This window comes from Cryptosporangium minutisporangium (assembly GCF_039536245.1).
Taxonomy (GTDB): Bacteria; Actinomycetota; Actinomycetes; order Mycobacteriales; family Cryptosporangiaceae; genus Cryptosporangium; species Cryptosporangium minutisporangium.
Window position 1 is genome coordinate 1 of the sequence record NZ_BAAAYN010000050.1, and the last position, 20104, is coordinate 20104.

The 20104-nt window shown below is 73.8% G+C and carries 19 protein-coding genes; 8 read left to right on the plus strand and 11 right to left on the minus strand.

Features of this window, described 5'->3' with window-relative positions; all coding sequences use genetic code 11:
* From ABEB28_RS34945 to ABEB28_RS34955, 3 genes are all read right to left on the minus strand, one after another.
* Nucleotides 1-477, minus strand: a 477-nt coding sequence (locus ABEB28_RS34945) for a biotin/lipoyl-containing protein (RefSeq protein WP_345732600.1), incomplete at its 3' end; no start/stop codon positions are given.
* 23 nt (nt 478-500) lie between these two features.
* Nucleotides 501-1484, minus strand: a complete 984-nt coding sequence (locus ABEB28_RS34950) for an alpha-ketoacid dehydrogenase subunit beta (RefSeq protein WP_345732552.1) — start codon at nt 1482-1484, stop codon at nt 501-503.
* Complete coding sequence (locus tag ABEB28_RS34955; protein ID WP_345732553.1) at nt 1484-2575, minus strand: thiamine pyrophosphate-dependent enzyme; 1092 nt, start codon at nt 2573-2575, stop codon at nt 1484-1486. Before ABEB28_RS34955 ends, ABEB28_RS34950 begins: the two co-directional genes overlap by 1 nt.
* A gap of 131 nt (nt 2576-2706) precedes the next feature.
* Here ABEB28_RS34955 and ABEB28_RS34960 point away from each other — a divergent pair, with 131 nt between their 5' ends.
* Complete coding sequence (locus tag ABEB28_RS34960) at nt 2707-3168, plus strand: Lrp/AsnC family transcriptional regulator (RefSeq protein WP_345732554.1); 462 nt, start codon at nt 2707-2709, stop codon at nt 3166-3168.
* Complete coding sequence (locus tag ABEB28_RS34965; RefSeq protein ID WP_345732555.1) at nt 3165-3956, plus strand: class I SAM-dependent methyltransferase; 792 nt, start codon at nt 3165-3167, stop codon at nt 3954-3956. The genes ABEB28_RS34960 and ABEB28_RS34965 overlap by 4 nt, the downstream gene beginning before the upstream one ends.
* A gap of 21 nt (nt 3957-3977) precedes the next feature.
* On the opposite strand, the gene ABEB28_RS34970 is transcribed toward ABEB28_RS34965, so the two are convergent.
* Nucleotides 3978-5462: a hypothetical protein gene (locus tag ABEB28_RS34970; protein WP_345732556.1), complete on the minus strand. Its 1485-nt coding sequence runs from the start codon at nt 5460-5462 to the stop codon at nt 3978-3980.
* 175 nt (nt 5463-5637) lie between these two features.
* Here ABEB28_RS34970 and ABEB28_RS34975 point away from each other — a divergent pair, with 175 nt between their 5' ends.
* The gene (locus tag ABEB28_RS34975) at nt 5638-6846 is read left to right on the plus strand and encodes a DUF418 domain-containing protein (protein ID WP_345732557.1); all 1209 of its coding nucleotides are present in this window, start codon (nt 5638-5640) and stop codon (nt 6844-6846) included.
* A 2-nt stretch (nt 6847-6848) separates the two neighbouring features.
* Here the strand turns inward: ABEB28_RS34975 and ABEB28_RS34980 are convergent, their stop codons facing one another.
* Nucleotides 6849-9029: an alpha-galactosidase gene (locus ABEB28_RS34980; protein WP_345732558.1), complete on the minus strand. Its 2181-nt coding sequence runs from the start codon at nt 9027-9029 to the stop codon at nt 6849-6851.
* A gap of 132 nt (nt 9030-9161) precedes the next feature.
* Nucleotides 9162-9758: a dihydrofolate reductase family protein gene (locus ABEB28_RS34985; RefSeq protein ID WP_345732559.1), complete on the minus strand. Its 597-nt coding sequence runs from the start codon at nt 9756-9758 to the stop codon at nt 9162-9164.
* Between the two features lie 85 nt (nt 9759-9843).
* On the opposite strand from ABEB28_RS34985, the gene ABEB28_RS34990 reads away from it, so the two are divergent.
* A complete protein-coding gene (locus ABEB28_RS34990; protein WP_345732560.1) occupies nt 9844-10416 on the plus strand; it encodes a TetR/AcrR family transcriptional regulator in 573 nt (190 codons plus the stop codon).
* Between the two features lie 321 nt (nt 10417-10737).
* Here the strand turns inward: ABEB28_RS34990 and ABEB28_RS34995 are convergent, their stop codons facing one another.
* Entirely contained in the window at nt 10738-11373 is a 636-nt protein-coding gene (locus ABEB28_RS34995) for a TetR/AcrR family transcriptional regulator (RefSeq protein ID WP_345732561.1), read from the minus strand.
* 50 nt (nt 11374-11423) lie between these two features.
* Between ABEB28_RS34995 and ABEB28_RS35000 the strand changes: the two genes are divergently transcribed.
* Nucleotides 11424-12308, plus strand: coding sequence for an NAD-dependent epimerase/dehydratase family protein (locus ABEB28_RS35000; protein ID WP_345732562.1), 885 nt, complete (start codon nt 11424-11426; stop codon nt 12306-12308).
* A 38-nt stretch (nt 12309-12346) separates the two neighbouring features.
* Here ABEB28_RS35000 and ABEB28_RS35005 read toward each other — a convergent pair whose 3' ends face one another.
* The gene (locus ABEB28_RS35005) at nt 12347-13045 is read right to left on the minus strand and encodes an ArsR/SmtB family transcription factor (protein WP_345732563.1); all 699 of its coding nucleotides are present in this window, start codon (nt 13043-13045) and stop codon (nt 12347-12349) included.
* 65 nt (nt 13046-13110) lie between these two features.
* Here ABEB28_RS35005 and ABEB28_RS35010 point away from each other — a divergent pair, with 65 nt between their 5' ends.
* Nucleotides 13111-13788 carry a hypothetical protein gene (locus tag ABEB28_RS35010; RefSeq protein ID WP_345732564.1) on the plus strand — a complete coding sequence of 226 codons (678 nt, stop codon included), beginning with the start codon at nt 13111-13113 and terminating at the stop codon, nt 13786-13788.
* Here the strand turns inward: ABEB28_RS35010 and ABEB28_RS35015 are convergent.
* Nucleotides 13785-14621 (minus strand): helix-turn-helix domain-containing protein, encoded by an 837-nt coding sequence (locus ABEB28_RS35015; RefSeq protein ID WP_345732565.1) that lies wholly within the window; start codon nt 14619-14621, stop codon nt 13785-13787. The two genes, ABEB28_RS35010 and ABEB28_RS35015, sit on opposite strands and share 4 nt — an antisense overlap.
* Nucleotides 14622-14700: 79 nt before the next feature.
* Between ABEB28_RS35015 and ABEB28_RS35020 the strand changes: the two genes are divergently transcribed.
* Nucleotides 14701-15771, plus strand: coding sequence for an NADP-dependent oxidoreductase (locus ABEB28_RS35020; protein WP_345732566.1), 1071 nt, complete (start codon nt 14701-14703; stop codon nt 15769-15771).
* Nucleotides 15772-15839: 68 nt separating this feature from the next.
* The gene (locus tag ABEB28_RS35025; RefSeq protein WP_345732567.1) at nt 15840-17156 is read left to right on the plus strand and encodes an ATP-dependent 6-phosphofructokinase; all 1317 of its coding nucleotides are present in this window, start codon (nt 15840-15842) and stop codon (nt 17154-17156) included.
* 33 nt (nt 17157-17189) lie between these two features.
* Here ABEB28_RS35025 and ABEB28_RS35030 read toward each other — a convergent pair whose 3' ends face one another.
* Nucleotides 17190-18137, minus strand: a complete 948-nt coding sequence (locus tag ABEB28_RS35030; RefSeq protein WP_345732568.1) for an aggregation-promoting factor C-terminal-like domain-containing protein — start codon at nt 18135-18137, stop codon at nt 17190-17192.
* A 315-nt stretch (nt 18138-18452) separates the two neighbouring features.
* Nucleotides 18453-19982: an amidase gene (locus tag ABEB28_RS35035; RefSeq protein WP_376981680.1), complete on the minus strand. Its 1530-nt coding sequence runs from the start codon at nt 19980-19982 to the stop codon at nt 18453-18455.
* Between the last annotated feature and the right edge of the window lie 122 nt (nt 19983-20104).

Sequence of the window (20104 nt, forward strand, 5' to 3'; positions counted from 1 at the left end):
CGGCGCTCCCGGCGGTTCGAGCGGGCGCGCGGCGCGTGCGGGGGCGGTGGCGGCGCCGCGGCCCGGTCGCCGCGCCGGTGCCGTACCCCACGAGCACGCTCCCCGATCCGCCCCGCGACTCGGCGCCGGCGGTCGGGCCGGCGCCGGGNCGGTGCCGTACCCCACGAGCACGCTCCCCGATCCGCCCCGCGACTCGGCGCCGGCGGCCGAGCCGGCGCCGGGAGCCGAGCCGGCGCCGGGAGCCGCGGCCACGGCTTCCTCCCCCACCGCGACCGAGAGCAGCGGCTCCCCCACCCGCACGGTGCCGGCCGCCGCGTGCACCGCGGTCACCGTGCCGGCGAACGGCGTTGGGACCTCCACGACGGCCTTCGCGGTCTCCACCTCCACCACGGGCTGGTCCATCCGCACGTGATCGCCCGCGGCGACCAGCCAGCGCACGATCTCGGCTTCGGTCAGCCCTTCGCCCAGGTCGGGCATCCGGAACTGCGCCACCGACGCACTCACAGCTCGTCCTCCCACTGCAGGTCGTCCACGACATCGAGGATCCGGTCGACGCTCGGCAGGTGGAACGCCTCGTACGCCGGTGGCGGGTACGGGATGTCCAGGCCGGTCACCCGCCGCACCGGCGCGGCGAGCGCCGGGAAACACCGCTCGGAGACCCGGGCCGCGATCTCCGACGCGACGCTGGCGAACCCCGGTGCCTCCGCGACGACCACCGCCCGGCCGGTACGCTCGACCGACGCGCACACTCCTGCGTCGTCGAACGGCACGATCGTCCGCACGTCGACGACCTCGATGCTCCGCCCCTCGGTGGCCGCGACCTCCGCCGCGTCCAGCGCCACCGGCACCGACGGCCCGTAGGCGACGAGCGTGACGTCGGTTCCCGGCCGCCGCACGACGGCCTGCCCGGCGGGTGGCACCGCGGCCGACGGATCGAGCTCCTCCTTCGTCCAGTAGAGCTTCTTGGGTTCGAGGAAGACGACCGGATCCGATCCGGCGATCGCCGATCGCAGCAGCCCGTACGCGTCCGCCGCCGTGGCGGGGGTGAAGACCCGCAGGCCGGGCGTGTGCGCGTAGTAGGCCTCGGACGAGTCGCAGTGGTGTTCGACGCCGCCGATCCCGCCGCCGTACGGGACCCGGATGACCAGCGGCAACGTGACCGCCCCCGCGGTCCGGTTCCGCATCTTCGCCACGTGGCTGACGATCTGCTCGAAGGCCGGGTACGCGAACGCGTCGAACTGCATCTCGACGACCGGCCGGAACCCGTTCATCGCCATGCCCACCGCCATTCCGACGATGCCGGACTCGGCCAGCGGGGTGTCGAAGCACCGCTCCGGCCCGAACTCCGCGCTCAGCCCGTCGGTGACCCGGAAGACGCCACCCAGTGGACCGACGTCTTCGCCGAACACCACCACCGTGTCGTCCTCGGCCATCGCGTCCCGCAGTGCCCGGTTGATCGCACCGGCCATCGAGAGCTTCTCCATCAGACCTCCACCTCCCGGCTCAGCTCGTCGAGCACCAGCGCTGCCTGCTCCTCCAACTGCGGGGTCGGCACCGAGTAGACCGAGGCGAACAGACGCGTCGGGTCGGGTGTCCGCCGCTCGGCCGACCCGGTGCGCAGCGCGGTCGCGACCCGCTCGGCCTCGGTGTCGAAGCGGACCTGGGCGTCGTCGTCGAGCAGCCCGGCCCCCCGCAGGTAGGCCGCCAGCCGGGTCAGCGGATCCCGCGCGGCCCAGGTCGCCTCCTCCTCGGGGGATCGGTAGCGGCCGGGGTCGTCGGCGTTGGTGTGCGCCTGAACCCGGTAGGTGTGCGCCTCGATCAGCTGGGGGCCCTCGCCGGCCCGGGCCCGCCGGACCGCCGCGCCGACCACCGCGAGCAGCGCCGCGACGTCGTTCCCGTCGACCCGCTCGCTCGGCATGCCGAAGCCGACGCCCTTGTGGGCCAGCGACGGGGCGGCCGACTGCCGGGACAGCGGCACCGAGATCGCGTACTGGTTGTTCTGCACGAAGAACACGACCGGGGCGGCGAACACCGCGGCGAAGTTCAGGGCCTCGGCGAAGTCGCCCTCGCTGGTGGCGCCGTCGCCGCAGAGCGCGAGGACGACGGTCGGCTCACCGCGCAGCCGGGCCGCGTGGGCGACGCCGACCGCCTGCGTCAGCTGGGTGGCGAGCGGCGTGGCCTGCGGGGCGACGCGGTGCCGGTGCGGGTCGTAACCGCTGTGCCAGTCGCCCCGGAACAGCGTCAGCGTCGCGGCCGGGTCGACGCCCCGCGCGATCACCGCGACCGCGTCCCGGTAGGTCGGGAACAGCCAGTCCTCGGGCGCCAGGACCTGGGCCGCCGCGACCTGGCAGGCCTCCTGTCCGTACGAGGACGGGTAGACGGCCAGCCGGCCCTGCCGGGCCAGCGCGTCCGCCTGCTCGTTGAACCGGCGGCCGATCACGAGGCCGGCGTAGGCCCGGAGGAGGTCGGCCGGGGCGGGGAGCTCCGCCTGGCGCGACCCGGTCGGGATCCCGGACGCGTCGATCAGCGCGACCGGCTCCGCCGAGGGCAGAAAGTGAGCAGGATCACGTGTCATGAACTGATGCTCCTCCCGGCGACAAACGGTGGAGCCTGGGCCGGTGAGGACGAGAAAAGGTCGTTTCTTCGAGGCGATCCGGAGGCCATTCGTCCATCACCGGCAGCGATCCGAGGAGGCCTGCGAGACACATGGCAACGGACCTGGACGACGTCGATCGGCGGATCCTGGCCGCCCTGACCGCGGACGGTCGCCTCTCGATGCGCACGCTCGCCGAACACGTCCACATCTCCCGGGCAAACGCCTACGCGCGGGTCGAGCGGCTCCGGGACACCGGGGTGATCCGGGGCTTCTCCGCGGACGTCGATCCGGTCGCCGTCGGGCTCGGGACCACCGCGTACGTCACCCTCAACCTGAGCCAACACGAGTGGCGGACGCTGCGCGGCCGCCTGCAGGCGCTGCCCGGCGTGATCCACATCGGTCTGGTCGGAGGGGAGTTCGACGTGATCCTGCTGGTACGGACCCGCGACAACGCCGAGCTGCGACGCCTGGTGCTGGACGAGATCCAAGCCATCGACGGCGTCCTGAGCACCCGGACCTGGCTGGTCTTCGAGGAGCTCGAGCCGGTGCCGCGCCAACCCCGGAACGGGTGAGCGACATCCCCCCGGAGACCTGGGCCGTCGCGGCGGCGTACGACGCGTACGTCGGCCGGTGGAGCCGCCCGGTCGCGGCGGAGTTCCTGCGCCGGCTCGCGCTCGCACCCGGCCTGCGCTGGCTCGACGTCGGCTGCGGCACCGGCGCGCTGACCTCCCGAATCCTCGCGCTGACCGACCCGGCAGGCGTGGTCGGTCTCGATCCCTCGGCGCAGTTCCTCGGCACGGCCCGGAGGCAAACCGCGGGCGACCAGGCCCGCTTCCTGGTCGGGGACGCACAGGCGCTCCCGGTCGCCGCGCGCTCGGTGGACGCCGTGGTCAGTGGCTTGGCGCTCAACTTCGTCCCGGACCCCAGGCGCGCGGTGGCCGAGTTCGCCCGGGTCACCGTCGGCGGCGGAACCGTGGCGGCCTACGTCTGGGACTACGCCGACCGCATGACGATGATCCGGACGTTCTGGGACGCCGCGGTGGGCCTCGATCCGGACGCCGCGCCGCAGGACGAAGCGCGACGGTTCCCGCTCTGCCACCCCGAGCCGCTCGGTGCGTTGTGGACCGATGCCGGGCTCGCGGACGTGACGGTCACCCCGATCGACGTCCCGCTGCGATTCGTCTCGTTCGACGACTACTGGGAGCCGTTCCTCGGCGGCCAGGGCCCGGCACCCGGCTACGTACGGACGCTGTCCCCGGAGCGTCGTCGGGCACTCCGGGGCATGCTGGCCGAACAGCTGGGCGCCGGTCCGGTCACGCTGACCGGCGGCGCCTGGACCGTCCGCGGCCGGGTCGGCTGACCGCGGGTGGGCGCCCGGAGCTCAGCGCGCGCGCTTCAGCAGGGTCTTCGGGCCGCCGAGGAGCGCGGCGACCGTCAACGCGCTGCGCGGTTCGAACGGCTGCCGCCAGAGCCCGCCGTGTGCGGCGTCGCAGAACACGCTCTCCGGGTGGGCGTCGGCGGGTGCCTGCGGCCGGAACGTGTCGGCCACCAGCTTGGCCGCGGCGAGCGCGCGGGCCGTCTCCGGGCGGAAGATCTCGACGCCGAAGAGCCCCGCTCCGGCGTAGGCGGCGGCCAGCATGCGGTTCTTCGTCACCGAGCGCGTCCACGAGGCCGGGGCGACCGTGCTGGAGACCCGGCGCCCGGCGTGGTTCGCCGCCACCGCGCGCCACCGCTGCACCCGCTTGGCCAGCGCGTAGTTCGGCCCCTGGATGTCGACGAGTGTGTCCGAGAGTCCCCAGGTGCGGCCGGTGTCGTCGACGTAGGTCTCCTCGTAGGCGGGCTGGAACAGGCGCCGTCCGGTCGCCACCGCGGCGGCGCGGTGGGCCGGCCCGTTCCATCGCCGCGACCGTCCGCGGTCGCGCGCCTGCGCCACCGCGTCGGCCGGCACCAGGAAGCTGTCGGTCGGGGTGTGCAGGTAGGCGAGGACCGCGTCCGGCCGTGCGGTCGTCAGCGTGTGGGCCAGCACGTCGGCGGCGACGGTGATCTCTACGTGCGTGGCGCCGTCGGCGTAGGCGTGACCGGCGAGCACCGGCACCGCGTCGTCGCGCAGGCGCGCGGTGAGCCAGCCGGACAGCTCGGCGACCTGGGCCCCGACGTCGACGCCGGACGCGCCGCTCGTGGCGTCCACCGGGAACGTGAGCGTTCCGGCCGACGCGAGCCCGCGGATGCGATCCCACACCCGCTCCCCCGGGACGTCGATCGCGACCACGTGAGCGCCCCAGCGCAGTAGGCACTCCAGCGGGCCAATCTCCGCACCGGCCCCGACCAGGACGACCTCGTGGCCCGGCAGCGACAGTAACTCCGGTGCGTCGAGGACGTGCTGCACCGCCTCGGCGAAGCCCGGCTCGACCACGCCTCGCCGCACCCACTCCCGCAGCTGACGCTCGAGCGCGACGCCGTGCAACGTTTCGCCGTGGTACGGCACCTCCAGCCGGGTCAGCGCGGTGTCCGTGCCGTCGATCCGCTCGGTCCCCAGCGCGGCCGGTGCCGGGTCCGGCGTCTCGCGGAACCAGGTGGCGAGCGACGTCTCGGTGCCGTCCGCCGCGCGGTACACCATCCGGTCCCACGCCGCCTGCAGCCCCTGCTCGGCGATCGCCACCGAGTCCTTGGCGCGCGCGCTCGCTCGCGTGGAGGCGGCGAAGAACTCCAGGTAGCGGCGGCGCCAGTCGGACGCGGCGCGGACCTGCGCGGCGAGCTCGGCGTCGACACCGGCGAGCGAGTCGGCGACGATGTCCGCGCCGGTCCGCGACGAACTCCGCCGACCGTCGACCTCGGGGAACCGGACCCCTCCGCGCTCGTCCGCCATCGGACCTCCTTCGTCGCCTGCTGACAACTCCCAGTCTCGTCATCATCAGGTCGGTGCGCACTAGCGGGGTCGCGCCGTCTCATGGCCGCGTCTCATGGCCGGGATCGACTTGAGTCGATGCCGCCCCGACCAATGCCCGCAGCGGGCGAGGTTCGCGAGCCGATTCGCTGGTGGCATGACCGCGCAGAAGACACCGACTCCGCAGACGCAGGGCCCCGTTCCGGTCGTCTCCCGGGCCCTGGGTCCGGATCTGGCCCGCGGGGTGATGCTGCTCTGCATCGCGCTGGCCAACTCGCACTACTTCCTGCGGGCCCCGTCGGTCCTCGGCGGTTACCCCCAGGGCACCGACGGCCTCGACGCGGCCGTCACCTGGTTCATCGCGACGTTCGTCGACGGACGGGCGTTTCCGATGTTCGGGCTGCTGTTCGGGTACGGGGTCGCCCGGATCGCGGCCAGGCAGGAGCGGCTCGGTCCGCGTGCCGTGCGTCGACTGCTGTGGCGGCGCAGCGCCGGGCTCGTCGTGGTCGGGTTCCTCCACGCGGTGCTGCTCTACGTCGGCGACATCCTGGCGGCCTACGGCGTCCTGCTGTTCTTCGGTGCCTGGCTGGTGCGCTGGCCGGACCGGCGGTTGCTGATCACGGCCGGGGTGTTCTTCGCCCTCGGTGCGCTACCGGGCGACGGCTCGCTGTCGATCAGCGCCGACCCGCCGCACGTCACGATGCTCCCGCCGGACCTGCTCACGATGCTCACCGCCCGGCCGGCGATCTCCGCGTACGTGGCGCTGCTGGGTCCGCTCGGCTTCGCGGCCCCGTTCGCCCTCGGCCTGTGGGCGGGACGGCGGCGCATCCTCGAGCAGCCGGACCGGCACCGGACGCTGCTCCGCGTCACGGCGGCGGTCGGGATCCCCGCCGCGGTGCTCGGGGCCCAGCCGGTCGCGTTGGTCCTCGCCGGCGCGGTCGGCGTGCCGGACCGGCCGACGCTGGAACTGCTGGGCCCGCTGCACGACACGACCGGCGTCCTGGGCGGCTGCGGCTACGCCGCGCTGCTCTGCCTGGTCGCGCTCCGGCTCGACGCCGGTCCTTCCCGGCCACTGGTGGACGCGATCGCGGCCACCGGACAGCGGTCGATGACGTGTTACCTGGCGCAGTCGGTCGTCTGGACGGTCGCGTTCACCCCGTTCCTGCTCGATCTCTCCGGCACGCTGACCGTCGCCTCGACGGCGTTGCTGGCGACGACGACCTGGCTGGCCACCGTCGCCCTCGCCGAGACGATGCGACGCACCGGACACCGTGGACCGTTCGAGGTGCTCCTCCGCCGCGTCACCTACCGGCGCACCGCGCCGGCGCCCTCCGAGGCCGGTGCGCCGGTGCGGCCGGGCGGGTGACGTCAGGCGTCGGCCGCGCGGAGCTCGACGACCATCGCCTGAGCCGGCGCGAGCGTCGGCATCGGCAGCCCGACCGAGCCCAGCACCGCACCGGCCACGACCAACGGCTGCCCGGTCCACGGCGGGGCGACCCGCGCGGTGAACCGCGGCTCGCCGAGCTCGGACACCACGCGGACGACGTACTTCCGGTCGGGCGCGAGGCCGGGCAGCGGCACCCGGCCCGCCTGCGTCGCCGCCGACGTGCTGGTACGGGACCAGACGAACACCGCGTGGCTCCGCTCGGCGTCCACGATGCCGGTGACCGTGGTGTGCGGGTCGGCGAGGTCGGCGTGGACGACGGTGCCGGACGCGATCAGCGGCCGGATGTTCTTGTGGAACTCGATCCACGACCGCAGCACCGCGAGCTCGTCCGGGCTGCGTTCGTTGAGGTTCCACTCGACGCCGACGTGGCCGAGGAGCGCGGTCGCCAGGCGGAGCGGCAGGTCGGTGACCCGGCCGGTGGTGTGCGAGCGGGGCGCGCCCACGTGCATGCCGACCAGCTCGGGCGGCAGTAGCTGCATCGTCCAGCGGTCGATCATCACCCGCTCCACCGGGTCGATGCAGTCCGAGGCCCAGACCCGGTCCGTCCGCGCGAGGATGCCCAGGTCCACCCGGCCGCCCCCGGACGAGCACGACTCGATCTCCAGGCCCGGGTGGCGCTCCCGCAGCCGGTCGAGGAGCGCGTAGACCGCCCGTGTCTGCGCGGCCACGCCGGGCCTGCCGTCGACCCGCGAGACCGCCTCGTGCAGCTCCCGGTTGTGGTCCCACTTCAGGTAGGCGATGTCGTACTCGGTCACCAGGTCGCTGATCGACCGCAGCAGGTACTCGAACGCGTCCGGGTGGGCGACGTTGAGCACGTGCTGGTGCCGGGACGCGGGGCCGACGCCCGGCGCCGGTGCGAGCAGCCAGTCGGGGTGCGTCCGGGCCAGCTCGGAGTCGAGGTTGACCATCTCGGGCTCGAACCACAGGCCGAACTCCAGGCCGCGTGCCCGGACGTGGTCGACCAGCGGCCGCAGGCCCTCCGGCCAGATCACCCGGTCGACGGTCCAGTCGCCGAGCCCGGCCGAGTCGTTCCGGCGACCGACGAACCAGCCGTCGTCGAGCACGAACCGTTCGACGCCGACCTCGGCGGCGCGGTCGACGAGCTGCAGCAGCGGCTCCAGCCGGTGGTCGAAGTAGACCGCCTCCCAGGTGTTGACGATGACCGGGCGCGGACGCGCCGGGTGCACGGCGCGGGCCCGGAGGTGGCGGTGGAACCGATCGGCGATCCCGTCGGCGCCCCGGTCGGACCAGGCGAAGTACGCGGTCGGGGTCCGGTACTCCTCCCCCGGCAGCAACCGGATCTCACCGGCGCGCAGCAGCTCGCCGCCGCCGAGCACCGCGCGGTACGTACCCGCGCCCTCGGGGAGGCGCTCGACCAGCCACGACGTGTCGCCGCTCCAGGCCACGTGCAGCGCCCACACCTCACCCGACCGGTTCGCGAAGCCCGCGGTGCCGACCATCTGCACGTGCGGCGAGTCCGCCCCCGGCTTGCCGCGCCGGACGTCGCGCCGGTGGGCGCCGTCGACGACGGGCAGCCGCTGGGGCTGCCGTTCCCGGGCCCACCGGCCGGTGAAGTCGAGGATCTCGGTGGCCCGCGCCGGCAGCGGCAGCAGCGCCAGCACACCGCCGACGTCGAAGGGCTGCGCCGCGTCGGCGTCGTCGGTCGGGCGCCGCACCGTGTGCCGGACCAGCACCAGACCTTCCGGGGTCAGCTCCACGACCAGCCCGATCTCCAGGCCGGTGACGTCGTCGACCAGGTCTGCTTCGAGCGTGCCGCCGCCCGCCGGAGCCTCGGTCACCCGCACCGGAGCCGCGAGCCACGGGCGCGGCGTCGTCCGGCTGCCGGCGAGATGGCCGGCGAAACCGGGCGTACCGGACCACATGTCCCGCTCGGTCGGGAGCAGCGTCAGCCGGCGCGGATCGTCGGGCGCGTTGTTCGGTACCTCGGTCAGGTCCGTGGCGCGCAGGGCCTCGAGGTCCGCAGCGTCCAGGTCACCCAGGTCGGCGCCCCAGTGCAGCACCGACGGCACCGGCCCGGTCACGTCCAGGACGAGCGAGACGCCGGCGGCGCGGAGATGCACGGGGAGTTCCTGCGGTGACATCGACACTCTCCCAAGGTCAGTTGGGGCCACGCTATCGCGGTGGTTAACCCGACTCCGAGGCCTAAACGGGCACGTACCGTATCCCACGCCGAGAACCGCGGTGCGCACCGCCCGCCCGGGTCCGCCGACCGCTCAGGACCGGACGGCGTAGCGCTGCACCGTGACCCCGCAGGAGTACGCGGTCGCGTGCACCAGGTGGTAGGTGCGCCGCTTCCCGTCCGCCGGGAAGACCGGCAGGCCGTCTCCCAGCGCCGTCGGGTTGACCAGCAGGTGCACCTCGTCAACGAGGTCCTCGCGCAGCAACGACTGCACGAACTCCGAACCGCCCCACGCGATCAGGTCGGTCTTCGCCGCACGCTTGAGCGCGTGGACCTCCTCGCTTAGCGGACGAGTGGCGTAGCGAGTGTTCGGCCAGCCGATGTCGCCGCCACCGGACCGGGAGAAAGCCACCTTGTCGGCGTCGACGATCGACTGGGCGAACCTCTGTTGGGGGTTGCCCTTCTGCTGGGCCACCTCGTGCCAGTGGTCGAGGAAGCCGGGCCCGACCGCCATCTTGCCGCTGAGCAACGCGACGCGGCAGGAGCTGAGGAGCTGCTCGTGGTAGGCCCGGAGTTGTGGATCCCATGGCCACTCCTGTTGCCAGTGCCACAGCAGCCATTCCAGGTCGCCGTCCGGCGCTCCCATGTAGCCGTCGAGGGACACCTGGGTCTGCAGGATCAGCTTCGTCATCCCTTGCGCGTCCCCCTCGTTCGCCGCGGGGAAACCGCGGATCTCGCTCGCTGCGAGGCCCGGCCGGCGGCCTAAGCTCCGGCGCATGCAGCAGCGAGCGCGGGTGACGCTGGACCGCGTGGTGCGGGCCGGCGTCGACCTGGCCGACGAGACGGGCTTCGACCAGGTGACGCTCTCGGCGATCGCCCGGCGCCTCCAGGTGACGGTGGCGAGTCTCTACGGGCACGTGCGGAGCTCGCAGGACCTCAAGACGCGGATCGCATTGTTCGCCCTGGAAGAGCTGGCCGACCGGGGTGCGGCGGCGCTGGCCGGGCGGGCGGGCAAGGACGCCCTGGACGCGCTCTCCGGCGTCTACCGCGACTACGCCCGCGAGTTCCCCGGCCGGTACGACGCGGCCCGGATGCGGCTGGATTCGGAGACGGCCGCCGCCAGCGCGGGTCCCCGCCTCGCCGAGCTGACCCGGGCGGTGTTGCGCGGGTACGACCTCGGCGAGCCGGACCGGACGCACGCGGTCCGGCTGCTGGGCAGCGTCTTCCACGGTTACGTGAGCCTGGAGCTGGCCGGCGGGTTCGACCACAGCGCCCCCGGCCCCGAGCAGACCTGGCCGCGAATCCTCGACGCGCTCGACGCCCTCCTCCACCACTGGCCTGCGGAGTAAGCCTGCGCGTCCTCGTCCGCTCCCGCGACACCTACTGAGGGCCGCCGGGGTCAGGGCGCCGGGTGGTTGCCGCCCACTCGGGGCGACGCACGTAGTGGCTGTCGTGGTTTCGGTGCGGCCGGTGCGGTCGTTGTCGCCCATTCCGGGCGGCACACGCAGTGGTTGTCGCCCATTCCGGGCGGCGCGCACCATGGTTGTCGCCCATTCCGGGCGGCGCGCGCACTGGTTGTCGCGCTATCCGGACCATGGCACGGGAAGCGCGACAGCCATCTCGGGGGCATCCGGATTCGGCGACAACCAATCCCCCCGACAGCGGGTCGGTCAGGCGCCGCAGAGGGCGCGGCCGAGGCGGCCGAGCGTCGTGGACAACTCTTCGACCGTCCGCCGGTCGACCTGGGTCCACTGCCGCAGCTGTTCGGCCGAGAGCACCGCGAGCAGCGCCTCGGCACGCGTGCGGGGGTCCGGGGCGCCCGCGTCGGTCAGCAGCACCTCCACGTGCAGCCGCCAGAACCCGTAGACCGGCTTGGCCAGGCGCCCGCCCGGTGTGCCGGTCTCCGACAGCAGCACCAGGTCCAGCGACCGGACGGTGTGCTCCACATAGGCCGCGACGAACGCGACGAGCCGCTCCTCCCCGGGCGCTCCGGGGCCGAGCGGCGGCGGGCCGTGGAGCAGCCGCTCGTGCAGTTGGCGTCCGCGGTCGTCGAGTAGCGCGCCGGCCAGCCCGGCCTTGTCGACGAAGCGGCGGTAGACCGTGCCCTTGCCGACCCCGGCCGCGGCGGCCACGTCGTCCATGTTCAGGCCCGCGATCCCCCGCTCGGCGTGCAGGCGGGCGGCGGCGTCCAGCACTCGTCGCCGGTTCCGGGCGGCGTCCGCACGCTCGGGCACGGGAGCGCCGAGCACCGGCAGATCCCGCCGCCCCGTTGCAGAACCGGACTTGAGTCCGCTAATGTCGTCCATATCCGGACTCTAGTCCGGTTACGCGTCACCTCGCTATTCGGGAGCACCTCATGAACGTCCTCGTCCTCGGCGCCACCGGCTACATCGGCTCGGCGGTCGTCGACCGGCTGGTTCACGCCGGTCACCGCGTCACCGCCGTCTCCCGCTCGGCCGCTGGCGCCGCGCTGCCGACCGGCGTCGTCGCCGTCCCCGGCGACCTGCAGGACCCGCAGGCCATCGCCGCGCTGGTCACGGACGACATCGACGCGGTCGTGCACACCGCGGCCCCGCTCGGTGAGGCCGAGCTACCGCTGATCGACGCGCTGGCCGACGCGCTCGCGGGCAGCGGCCGTCCGCTGCTGTGGACCAGCGGCGTCTGGGTACTGGGCCGGACCGGTGACACGCCTGCCGACGAGGACTCGCCGGTGGCGCCGATCGCCATCACCGGCCCCCGGGCCCGGATCGAAGCCCGGGTGCTCGCGGCGGCCGAGCGGGACGTCCGCGCCGTCGTCGTGCGGCCGGGCGTCGTCCACGGGCGGGGCGTGGGCATCCCGGCGATGCTCGTCGACTGGGCCCGGACGCTGGGCCACGGCCGCTGGGTCGGCGGGGCCACCAGCCCGCGCTGGCCGCTGGTCGACGTCGAGGACCTCGCCGAGCTCTACGTCCTGGCCAGCACCGGCGCGAGCGCCGGAACCGTCCTGCACGGCATCGCCGAGCCGGGTGTCCCGGCGGAGGCGCTGGCCCGCGCGGCGGCCACCGGGGCGGGCGTCGAGCCGACCGCGGTGGCGTGGCCCGAGGCGGAGGCGGCCGCCGACCTCGGTGCGCCGTTCGCCGAGGCGCTCGGACTCGACCAGGTGGTGACCGCGGAGCGCGCCCGGGCGTTGGGCTGGGTGCCGACCCGGCCGTCCGCGGTGGACGACCTGGCCACCGGCTCGTACGCGCGGGTGACCGCGTAGACCGGAATCACCCGGTCCGGCCGGAGAACCGCGTCCGGTCAGCCGACGTCGGGCAGCCCGAGGAGGTCGGACAGGGCCGTCCGGCCGCTCGGGGTGAGCCGCACGGCCCGCCCGGAGCCGATCCGGGCCACCCACCCGTGGGCGAAGAACGCCTCGCACACCCGGGCGCCGGCCACGCCCGCGACGTGCTCGCGCCGCTCGGTCCAGTCCAGACAGCCGCGGGCGAGTGGACGGCGGCCGGAGCGCAGAGCGGCCGGGTCCACGCCGAGGGTCCCGGTCAGCCAGGCGGCCCCGGCGGGGGTGAGCGCGAACCCCGCGGCCCGGTCCAGCAGTCCCGACGTCTCCATCGCGTCGGTCACCGCGACGCCCAGGCGTCCGGCGAGGTGGTCGTAGCAGGTGCGGCCGCGGCGCAGCGCGGCGTCCGCGGTGACCGCCCGCAGGCCGCGCACCGGAGTGGCACGGGGTTCGACCCGCGCGGCAAGGTCCTCCAGCAGGTAGGCGACGGACGGATCGGCGAGCTGGACGTACCGGTGGCGTCCCTGCCGTCGCTCGGCGAGGAGGCCGCCGCCGACCAGGCGGTGCAGGTGCTCGGTCGCGGTGGAGCGGGCCACGCCGGTGTGGGCCGCCAGCTCCGCCGCGGTCCACGCGCGGCCGTCGAGCAGCGCGAGGCAGATCGCGGCCCGGGTCTCGTCGGCGAGCAGCGTCACGAAGGACGCGAGGTCGCGGGCGGTGGTCACCGCTTCATTCTGTGCCGTCCACGGTTCGGCGGGCACCGAACGGTCGTGGCCCTAGCGTCGGCGGCATGCAGCAGATCCGGAGCAGCGACGCCGCTGCCGTACTCACCGATCCGACCTTCGTGGTACCGCCCGTCGCCGCCGCGACCAGCGGTGTCGCCTGGCTGCGCGCCACCGTCGCCCGGTTCGGCACCGGGGACGCCCACGCTCGGCGGCGGGCACTGGCCGTCGCGCTGCTGGCGGCGATCCCGCCGGAGTCGCTCCGCGACGCCGCGGCGGACCACCCGGTGGCGGCGCGGACACCGGCGCTCGGCATCGACGCCCCGGTCGTCGCCCTGGTGGAGGACGTCGCGCAGGCCTACCAGCCGAGCACCGGGGACGAGGGGCGGGCCGACGCGGCCGTCGAGCGGCTGGTGACGCTCTGCGGCGGCGTCCGTGACGAGACGACCGCCGCGCGCATCGGGCTGCTCGTGCAGGCGTGCCGGGCCACCGCGGACCTGATCGACCGGTGCCGATCCGCCCCCATCGACGAGGTCCTGCGCGACCGGCCGCCGGCGCCGACGACGAAGCGGCAGGCGCTCGTCGCGGCCCGGGTCGGCGACGTAACGATCGAGGCAGGCGAGGTCGTCGCCGTGCCGCTCGCCGGGGACCTGGCGTTCGGCGCCGGCCCACACCGCTGCCCCGGCCGCGCCCACGCACTCGCCCTGGTCGAGGGAGCCCTCGGCGCCGACGGGGGCGCAGGCTAGCCGGTGGTCTGCGGGGCCAGCCGGAGAAGACGCTGCTGGGAGACCGATCGCGGCTCGGTCGTGAACGTGACCAGCCACTGGTCCGGCTCACCGGCCGACTTCATCACGTCGATGGACGCGACGATCTCCCCGGCCCGCGGGTGACGCAGCCGGGTGACGAGCGGCGCCCAGTCCGCGACGTGATGCTCCGCCCAGACGCGCCGGAAGTCGGCACTCTCGGCGACGAGTGACGAGACCAGCGCGTCGACGGCCGGGTCGTGCGGGTAGCGGCCCAGGCACAGCCGCAGGTACGCCGCGTGCTGCCGGGCCAGCCGCTCGCGGTCCTCCCCCTCGACCAACGACCGGAACGGCCCGTCCAGGAACACCTGGTGCGGCCAGGTCCGGCGGTCGGGTGGCAGCGCGTCGAGGTCGCCGAAGAGCGCATCGGCGAGGTCGTTGCGGGCGAGGATCGTGCCGAGCCGGGAGTGCACGAACGCCGGTGCGTGCGCCATGCCCTCGATCAGACAGAGCAGATCGGTGCGCACCTGCTCCGGGCCGGGCTCGCCGGTCGGCCGCGGCGGCTGGACCAGGTTGCCCAGGTGCTCCCGCTCGTCGGCGGTGAGCCGGAGCACCCGCGCGACCGCGTCGAGGACCTCGCCGGACACGCTTCCCGCGTGGCCCTGCTCCAGCCGGGTGTAGTGGGTGACGCTGACGCCGGCGAGCTGGGCCAGCTCTTCCCGGCGCAGGCCCGGGACGCGCCGACGCTCGCCGTAGCGGGGCAAGCCGAGGGCCTCCGGGTGTAACCGGGCCCGCCGCGACCGCAAGAACGTGCTCAACTCCGCACGAGTGTCCACCGGACCAAGGGTAGCCACGGCGTGGGTACCCAACGCACGGTCCTGGCTGCGAACGGACGCCGATCGCAGGCTGGTCGGCATGACGACACAGCACACCGCACCCGAGTCCCGCGCGGACGGCCGGAATGCCCCGCTCACCGGCCGGGAGCTCCGGCTCGCCGGCCGCCCGGTCGGCGAACCCGGCCTCGAGCACTTCGACCTCGTCGACGTCGACGTTCCGGCCCTCGCCGACGGGCAGATCCTCGTCCGCAACACGTGGATGTCGGTCGACCCGTACATGCGGGGCCGGATGAACGACGTCCCGTCCTACCTCCCGCCGTTCCGCGTCGGCGGTCCGCTGGAGGGCAGCGCGGTCGGCGAGGTCGTCGAGTCCCGGTCACCGTCGATCCCGATCGGCGCGACCGTCACCCACTTCTTCGGGTGGCGGGACTACGCGGTGGTCGACGCCGGCGCCGCGACCGTCGTCGACCTCGCGCTCGCTCCCCCGCAGGCCTACCTCAGCGCGCTCGGCACGACCGGGCTCACCGCCTACGCCGCGCTGACCGAGGTCGCACCGGTCCGGCCCTGCGACACCGTGTTCGTCTCCGGCGCCGCCGGCGCGGTCGGGAGCGTCGCCGGCCAGGTCGCCCGCCACCTCGGCGCGGGCACGGTGATCGGCTCGGCCGGCGGTCCGGAGAAGGCGCGGAAGCTGACCGCGGACTTCGGCTTCGACGTCGCGCTCGACTACCGGTCCGGCCCGATCGCCGAGCAGCTCCACCGGGCCGCCCCCGACGGCATCGACGTCTACCTCGACAACGTCGGCGGTGACCACCTGGTCGCCGCGATCGACGCCGCCCGGATCGGTGCGCGGTTCGCCCTGGTCGGCGCGATCAGCGGCTACAACGCGACCGAGCCGGTACCCGGTCCGCCGAACCTGTTCCGGACGTACTGGCGGGAGGTGACGCTGCGCGGCATGCTCGTCACCTCCTACCTGCACACGTTCCCGGAGTGGATCGGGCTGGCCGCAGGCTGGCTGCGGGACGGGACGCTGCGGACCGAGGAGACCGTGGTCGACGGCCTGGACCAGGCGCCGGCGGCGTTCCTCGGCGTCCTCCGCGGCGCGAACACCGGCAAGATGCTGGTGCGACTCGCGGACAACCCGCCCTCTTGATCGATTCCCGTACCTAATCCCGTGCGCTACCGTGCTTAACGGCGATTGAGTACCGGTGAGGAAGAACAGTGCGACTGAGTGACTTGCAGGCGATCACCCACGAAGACCTGTTGATCACCCGGTTGGGGCCACGGACCGTGGAGACGCCGTTACAGGAACTTCTCGGGAACCGGCAGGAATCGGTGCATTACGTCACCGAGACCGACCGGGTCCTGGTGGACGACACCCTGGGCATGGCGAAGAACCGGGGAGTCGACGCCGCCGACCTTCCCGCGTTCAACCCCGGCGGGCCACGGCGCCAGCTGTTCTTCGACCCGTCCGAGGTCACCGCCGCGATCGTCACCTGCGGCGGGCTGTGCCCGGGTCTGAACAACGTCATCCGGGCACTGGTGCTGCACCTGCGGCACGCGTACGGCTGCCGTGACGTCCTCGGGTTCCGGAACGGCTACCAAGGGCTGGCCGACGGATCGGAGCCGCTGCGGCTCACCCCGGACCTGGTCCGCGACATCCACACCCGTGGCGGCACGATCCTGGGCACGTCCCGGGGCAGCCAAGACCCGGCGACGATGATCGACACGCTCGTGGCCCACAAGGTCAACGCGCTGTTCGTCGTCGGCGGCGACGGCACGCTGCGCGGCGCGCAGATGCTCGCCGCCGAGGCGGCCCGCCGCGGCCTCCCGATCGCCGTCGTCGGCGTCCCGAAGACGATCGACAACGACATCCCGTGGATCGACCACAGCTTCGGCTTCCAGACGGCCTACGCCCGGGCCGCCGAGTCGATCCAGGCCGCGCACACCGAGGCCAGCTCCGGCGTGAACGGCATCGGGCTGGTCAAGCTGATGGGCCGGCACTCCGGCTTCATCGCCGCCCACGCGACGCTGGTCGCCCAGGGCGTGGACTTCACGCTCATCCCCGAGGTGCCGTTCACGCTCGACGGGCTGCTCGACGGCGTCCGGAAGAAGCTGGCGAACCAGGGACACGCGGTGGTCGTGGTCGCCGAGGGCGCGGGGCAGGATCTCCTGCCTCCGTCCACCGCCACCGACCCGTCCGGCAACCGCAAGCTCGGCGACATCGGCGCGTTCCTGCGCGAGCAGCTCACCGAGGGGTTGAGCGACCTGCCGCTGTCGCTGCGCTACATCGACCCCGGGTACGCGATCCGGTCGGTGCCGGCCAACGCGTTCGACGCGGTGTACTGCACCCGGTTGGCGCAGGCGGCCACGCACGCGGCGATGGCCGGCTTCACGTCGGTGATGGTGGGCAGCCGTCGCGGCCGGTTCATCAACTTGCCGATAGCGCTGGCCACGGCGACCAGCAACCATGTCGACCCGCACGGCGACCTCTGGATGGCGGTCCTGGAGACGACCGGCCAGCCGCTCTCACTCTGACGACGGGCCGGGGGACGACGCCCGGGCCCCGCGTCAGTAGTGGCCGTTGTTCTGGAAGTAGTTCCACGCCCCGCACGGGGTGTCGTACCGGTTCTTGATGTAGCCGAGCCCCCAGCGGATCTGCGTCGCCGGGTTCGTCCGCCAGTCGTCGGCGACCGAGGACATCTTGTCGCCGGGCAGCGCCTGCGGAATGCCGTACGCGCCCGACGACGGGTTCTCGGCGTCGAACCGCCAGCCGCTCTCCTTCATCCAGAGCTTTTCCAGGCAGGTCATCTCGCTGGTCGGGAAGCCGTACTCGGAGAGCAGCGCACACCCGGTGTTCTTCGCACCGGAGTACGTTCCACAGTCGACCGGTGCGGTCGGCACCGGAGCGCCGCTCGTTCCTTCTTCCTCGGCGCGGGTTTCGCGGGCCTCCGCGGCCCGCTCGGCGGTCTCGGCCGCCGCCTGCTGGGCAGACGCGGCCTTGTCGGCCGCGCGGTTCCGGGCAGCGGCCAGGGTCTCCTCCCGCTGGCGCGCGAGCGCGGCGGCGTCCTCCTGGTCCTCGGCGCGGGTGCCCGGGGTCGCGACCCGGCCCGGGGTGTCGGCCTGGACCTCGTTCTCGACCTGGACCGTGTCCGGGTCGGTGTCCCGGAGGACGGTGACCGTCACGCCGACCACGACGACGAGCACCAGCAGGACGACGGCGGCGATCCGGAGCGGTAAGTGCGTGACCGGCCGCACGTGCTTGCCGCGGCCGGGACGGCGCACGGGCACCGCGGGGTCGGCGCCCTCAGGGGTGGGGGACATGCTCGGCGCGGTATGTCCGGTGGGGGCGGCGAACGCCGGAGACTCCGGACCGCCGACGGGTGGTGCGCTGGTCACCGCCGCCAACTGCGCGGTGGCATCGGCGGCGCCGGTCTCCGCGACCGGACGCAGCCGCGCGGTCTCGTCCGCGACCGGACCGACCGAACCGTCCGAACCCGACGGATCGCGGTAGGTCATGGGCGCCCGACCGCCCGTAACGAGCGTCCCGGCACCGCAGATCCGGTCGGCAGTACGTCTGTGCCCGACATGGCGCACCTTTCGCGTCCGGCGCGCGTCAGCACTCCGACCCCGGGATTCGTCCGGCGTCACTCGCGCGCACCGCGCGACGGTACCGAACTCCGATCACGCGCGGAAACGCCCGTCCCGTCAGTTCGCGGGTCTGCGCGGAAGCCTTCCGCGCTGATTCACGTCGAATCCGCTTCCACGAGCTCCGTGGAAGCGGATTTGACGTATCTGGGCGGAGCGGCGCGAGGAGCGTGCCGAGGTGCCGGACTAGAGGGCTGGGCGCCGATCCGCCCAGGGGGCGGCGGCCTCCAGCTGCCCGGCGAGCCGCAGCAGCTGCGGCTCCGCGCCCAGCCGCCCGACGAACTGGACGCCGATCGGCAACCCGTCCGGCGTCCAGTGCAGCGGCACGGTCATCGCCGGGCGTCCGGTGAGGTTCGCCAGCTGGGTGTACGGAACCCAGCTCAGGTTCTCCGCCACCAGCCGGTCGACGATCCCGGTGTGCCGGAGCAGCCCTGCCGTGCCGGTGGCGAGGAAGAACCGCTGTCCGGCGCGGAGCGGCGCGGGGATGTCGAAGAAACCGATCCGCGGCGGCGGCGTCGCGGTGGTCGGCGTCAGGAGGAGGTCGTAGGACGCGTGGAACGTCGCGAGCCGCCGGGTGTGCTCGTGCCGCCGCTCGATCGCGCGGGCGAACACGACCGGCGACGTCGCCCGGCCGATCGCCGCCATCAGCAGCGTGTCCGGCTCGAACAGCGCGTTCGGCGCACCGGTGACCTTTCGGACGTCCTCCACGGTCTGGGCGCAGGCGACGAACCAGGTCGTGAGGAAGTCCGCGGCGAGCGCACCGTCGTCGACCGGCTGCCGGTCGAGCTCGACGACCTCGTGACCCAGCCCGGTGAGGAGCGCGGCGGCGCCCTGGGCCGCGGCGATCACCTCGGGGTGCGGCGCGGGGTTGATCCCGCTGGCCGTGCAGACCGCGATCCGCAGCCGCCCCGGCTCGCGCCCGACCTCGTCGAGGAGCGGACCGGTGGGCTGCGCCGCCAGGTACGGGGCGTCGTCGGCGGGTCCGACCAGGACGTCGAGCAGAGCGGCGGTGTCGCGCACCGACCGGGAGATGACGCCGTCGGTGGCGGTACCGCCGAGGCCTTCGGCGCGGACCGGACCGGCGGGGACCAGACCGCGGGACGGCTTCAGACCGAACAGGCCGCAGGCGGAGGCGGGGATGCGGATCGAGCCGCCCCCGTCGCTGGCTCCGGCCGCCGGCACGATGCCGGCGGCCACCGCGGCCGCGGCACCGCCGGACGACCCGCCCGGCGTGCGGTCGGTGTTCCAGGGGTTGCGGGCCGGGCCGTGGAGGAGCGGCTCGGTGATGCCCTTGGCGCCGAACTCGGGGGTGTTGGTCTTGCCGAAGATGGCGAGGCCCGCCTCGATGAAGCGCCGCACGACGGTGGAGCTCGTCGTGGCCGACGTCTGCGCCAGCGCCCGGCACCCGTTGCTGGTCGGGTACCCCGCCAGGTCTTGGTGCAGGTCCTTGATCAGGAACGGGACGCCGCCCAGCGGCGGGTTCGCGACCGAAGTCGGTGGCGGCTCGACGTCGGCGACGATCGCGTTGATCTGGGGATTCACCTTCTCGGCCCGGAGCCGGGCAGCGTCGAGCAGCTCGGCCGGGGACACCTCGCCGGCGCGGACCAGCTCGGCGAGACCGACGGCATCGTACGACGCGTACTCGTCCAACCCGGCCGCCTCTCGTCGGTGTGCGAGCGGACAGGATAGCTGCCGGTACCGCCGAGTACCAGACATCGGCGCTCCGCGGCAGCGAGGAGACCGACAGACGCCGTTTAACGGACTTTCTGGTTGTGAATACTTAAAACGGAACATGGCGAGAGGCGGCACCATGGCGGATCACCCGGATCCTTCGCCCA

Bases quoted from the DNA above. Each gene is read 5' to 3' on its own strand.
- ABEB28_RS35035 (WP_376981680.1), bottom strand. From the start codon at position 19,982: ATGTCTGGTACTCGGCGGTACCGGCAGCTATCCTGTCCGCTCGCACAC.
- ABEB28_RS34990 (WP_345732560.1), top strand. From the start codon at position 9,844: ATGCAGCAGCGAGCGCGGGTGACGCTGGACCGCGTGGTGCGGGCCGGC.
- ABEB28_RS34975 (WP_345732557.1), top strand. From the start codon at position 5,638: ATGACCGCGCAGAAGACACCGACTCCGCAGACGCAGGGCCCCGTTCCG.
- ABEB28_RS35020 (WP_345732566.1), top strand. From the start codon at position 14,701: ATGACGACACAGCACACCGCACCCGAGTCCCGCGCGGACGGCCGGAAT.
- ABEB28_RS34980 (WP_345732558.1), bottom strand. From the start codon at position 9,029: ATGTCACCGCAGGAACTCCCCGTGCATCTCCGCGCCGCCGGCGTCTCG.
- ABEB28_RS34950 (WP_345732552.1), bottom strand. From the start codon at position 1,484: ATGGAGAAGCTCTCGATGGCCGGTGCGATCAACCGGGCACTGCGGGAC.
- ABEB28_RS35010 (WP_345732564.1), top strand. From the start codon at position 13,111: ATGCAGCAGATCCGGAGCAGCGACGCCGCTGCCGTACTCACCGATCCG.
- ABEB28_RS34995 (WP_345732561.1), bottom strand. From the start codon at position 11,373: ATGGACGACATTAGCGGACTCAAGTCCGGTTCTGCAACGGGGCGGCGG.
- ABEB28_RS34985 (WP_345732559.1), bottom strand. From the start codon at position 9,758: ATGACGAAGCTGATCCTGCAGACCCAGGTGTCCCTCGACGGCTACATG.
- ABEB28_RS34955 (WP_345732553.1), bottom strand. From the start codon at position 2,575: ATGACACGTGATCCTGCTCACTTTCTGCCCTCGGCGGAGCCGGTCGCG.
- ABEB28_RS34960 (WP_345732554.1), top strand. From the start codon at position 2,707: ATGGCAACGGACCTGGACGACGTCGATCGGCGGATCCTGGCCGCCCTG.
- ABEB28_RS35030 (WP_345732568.1), bottom strand. From the start codon at position 18,137: ATGACCTACCGCGATCCGTCGGGTTCGGACGGTTCGGTCGGTCCGGTC.
- ABEB28_RS34970 (WP_345732556.1), bottom strand. From the start codon at position 5,462: ATGGCGGACGAGCGCGGAGGGGTCCGGTTCCCCGAGGTCGACGGTCGG.
- ABEB28_RS35000 (WP_345732562.1), top strand. From the start codon at position 11,424: ATGAACGTCCTCGTCCTCGGCGCCACCGGCTACATCGGCTCGGCGGTC.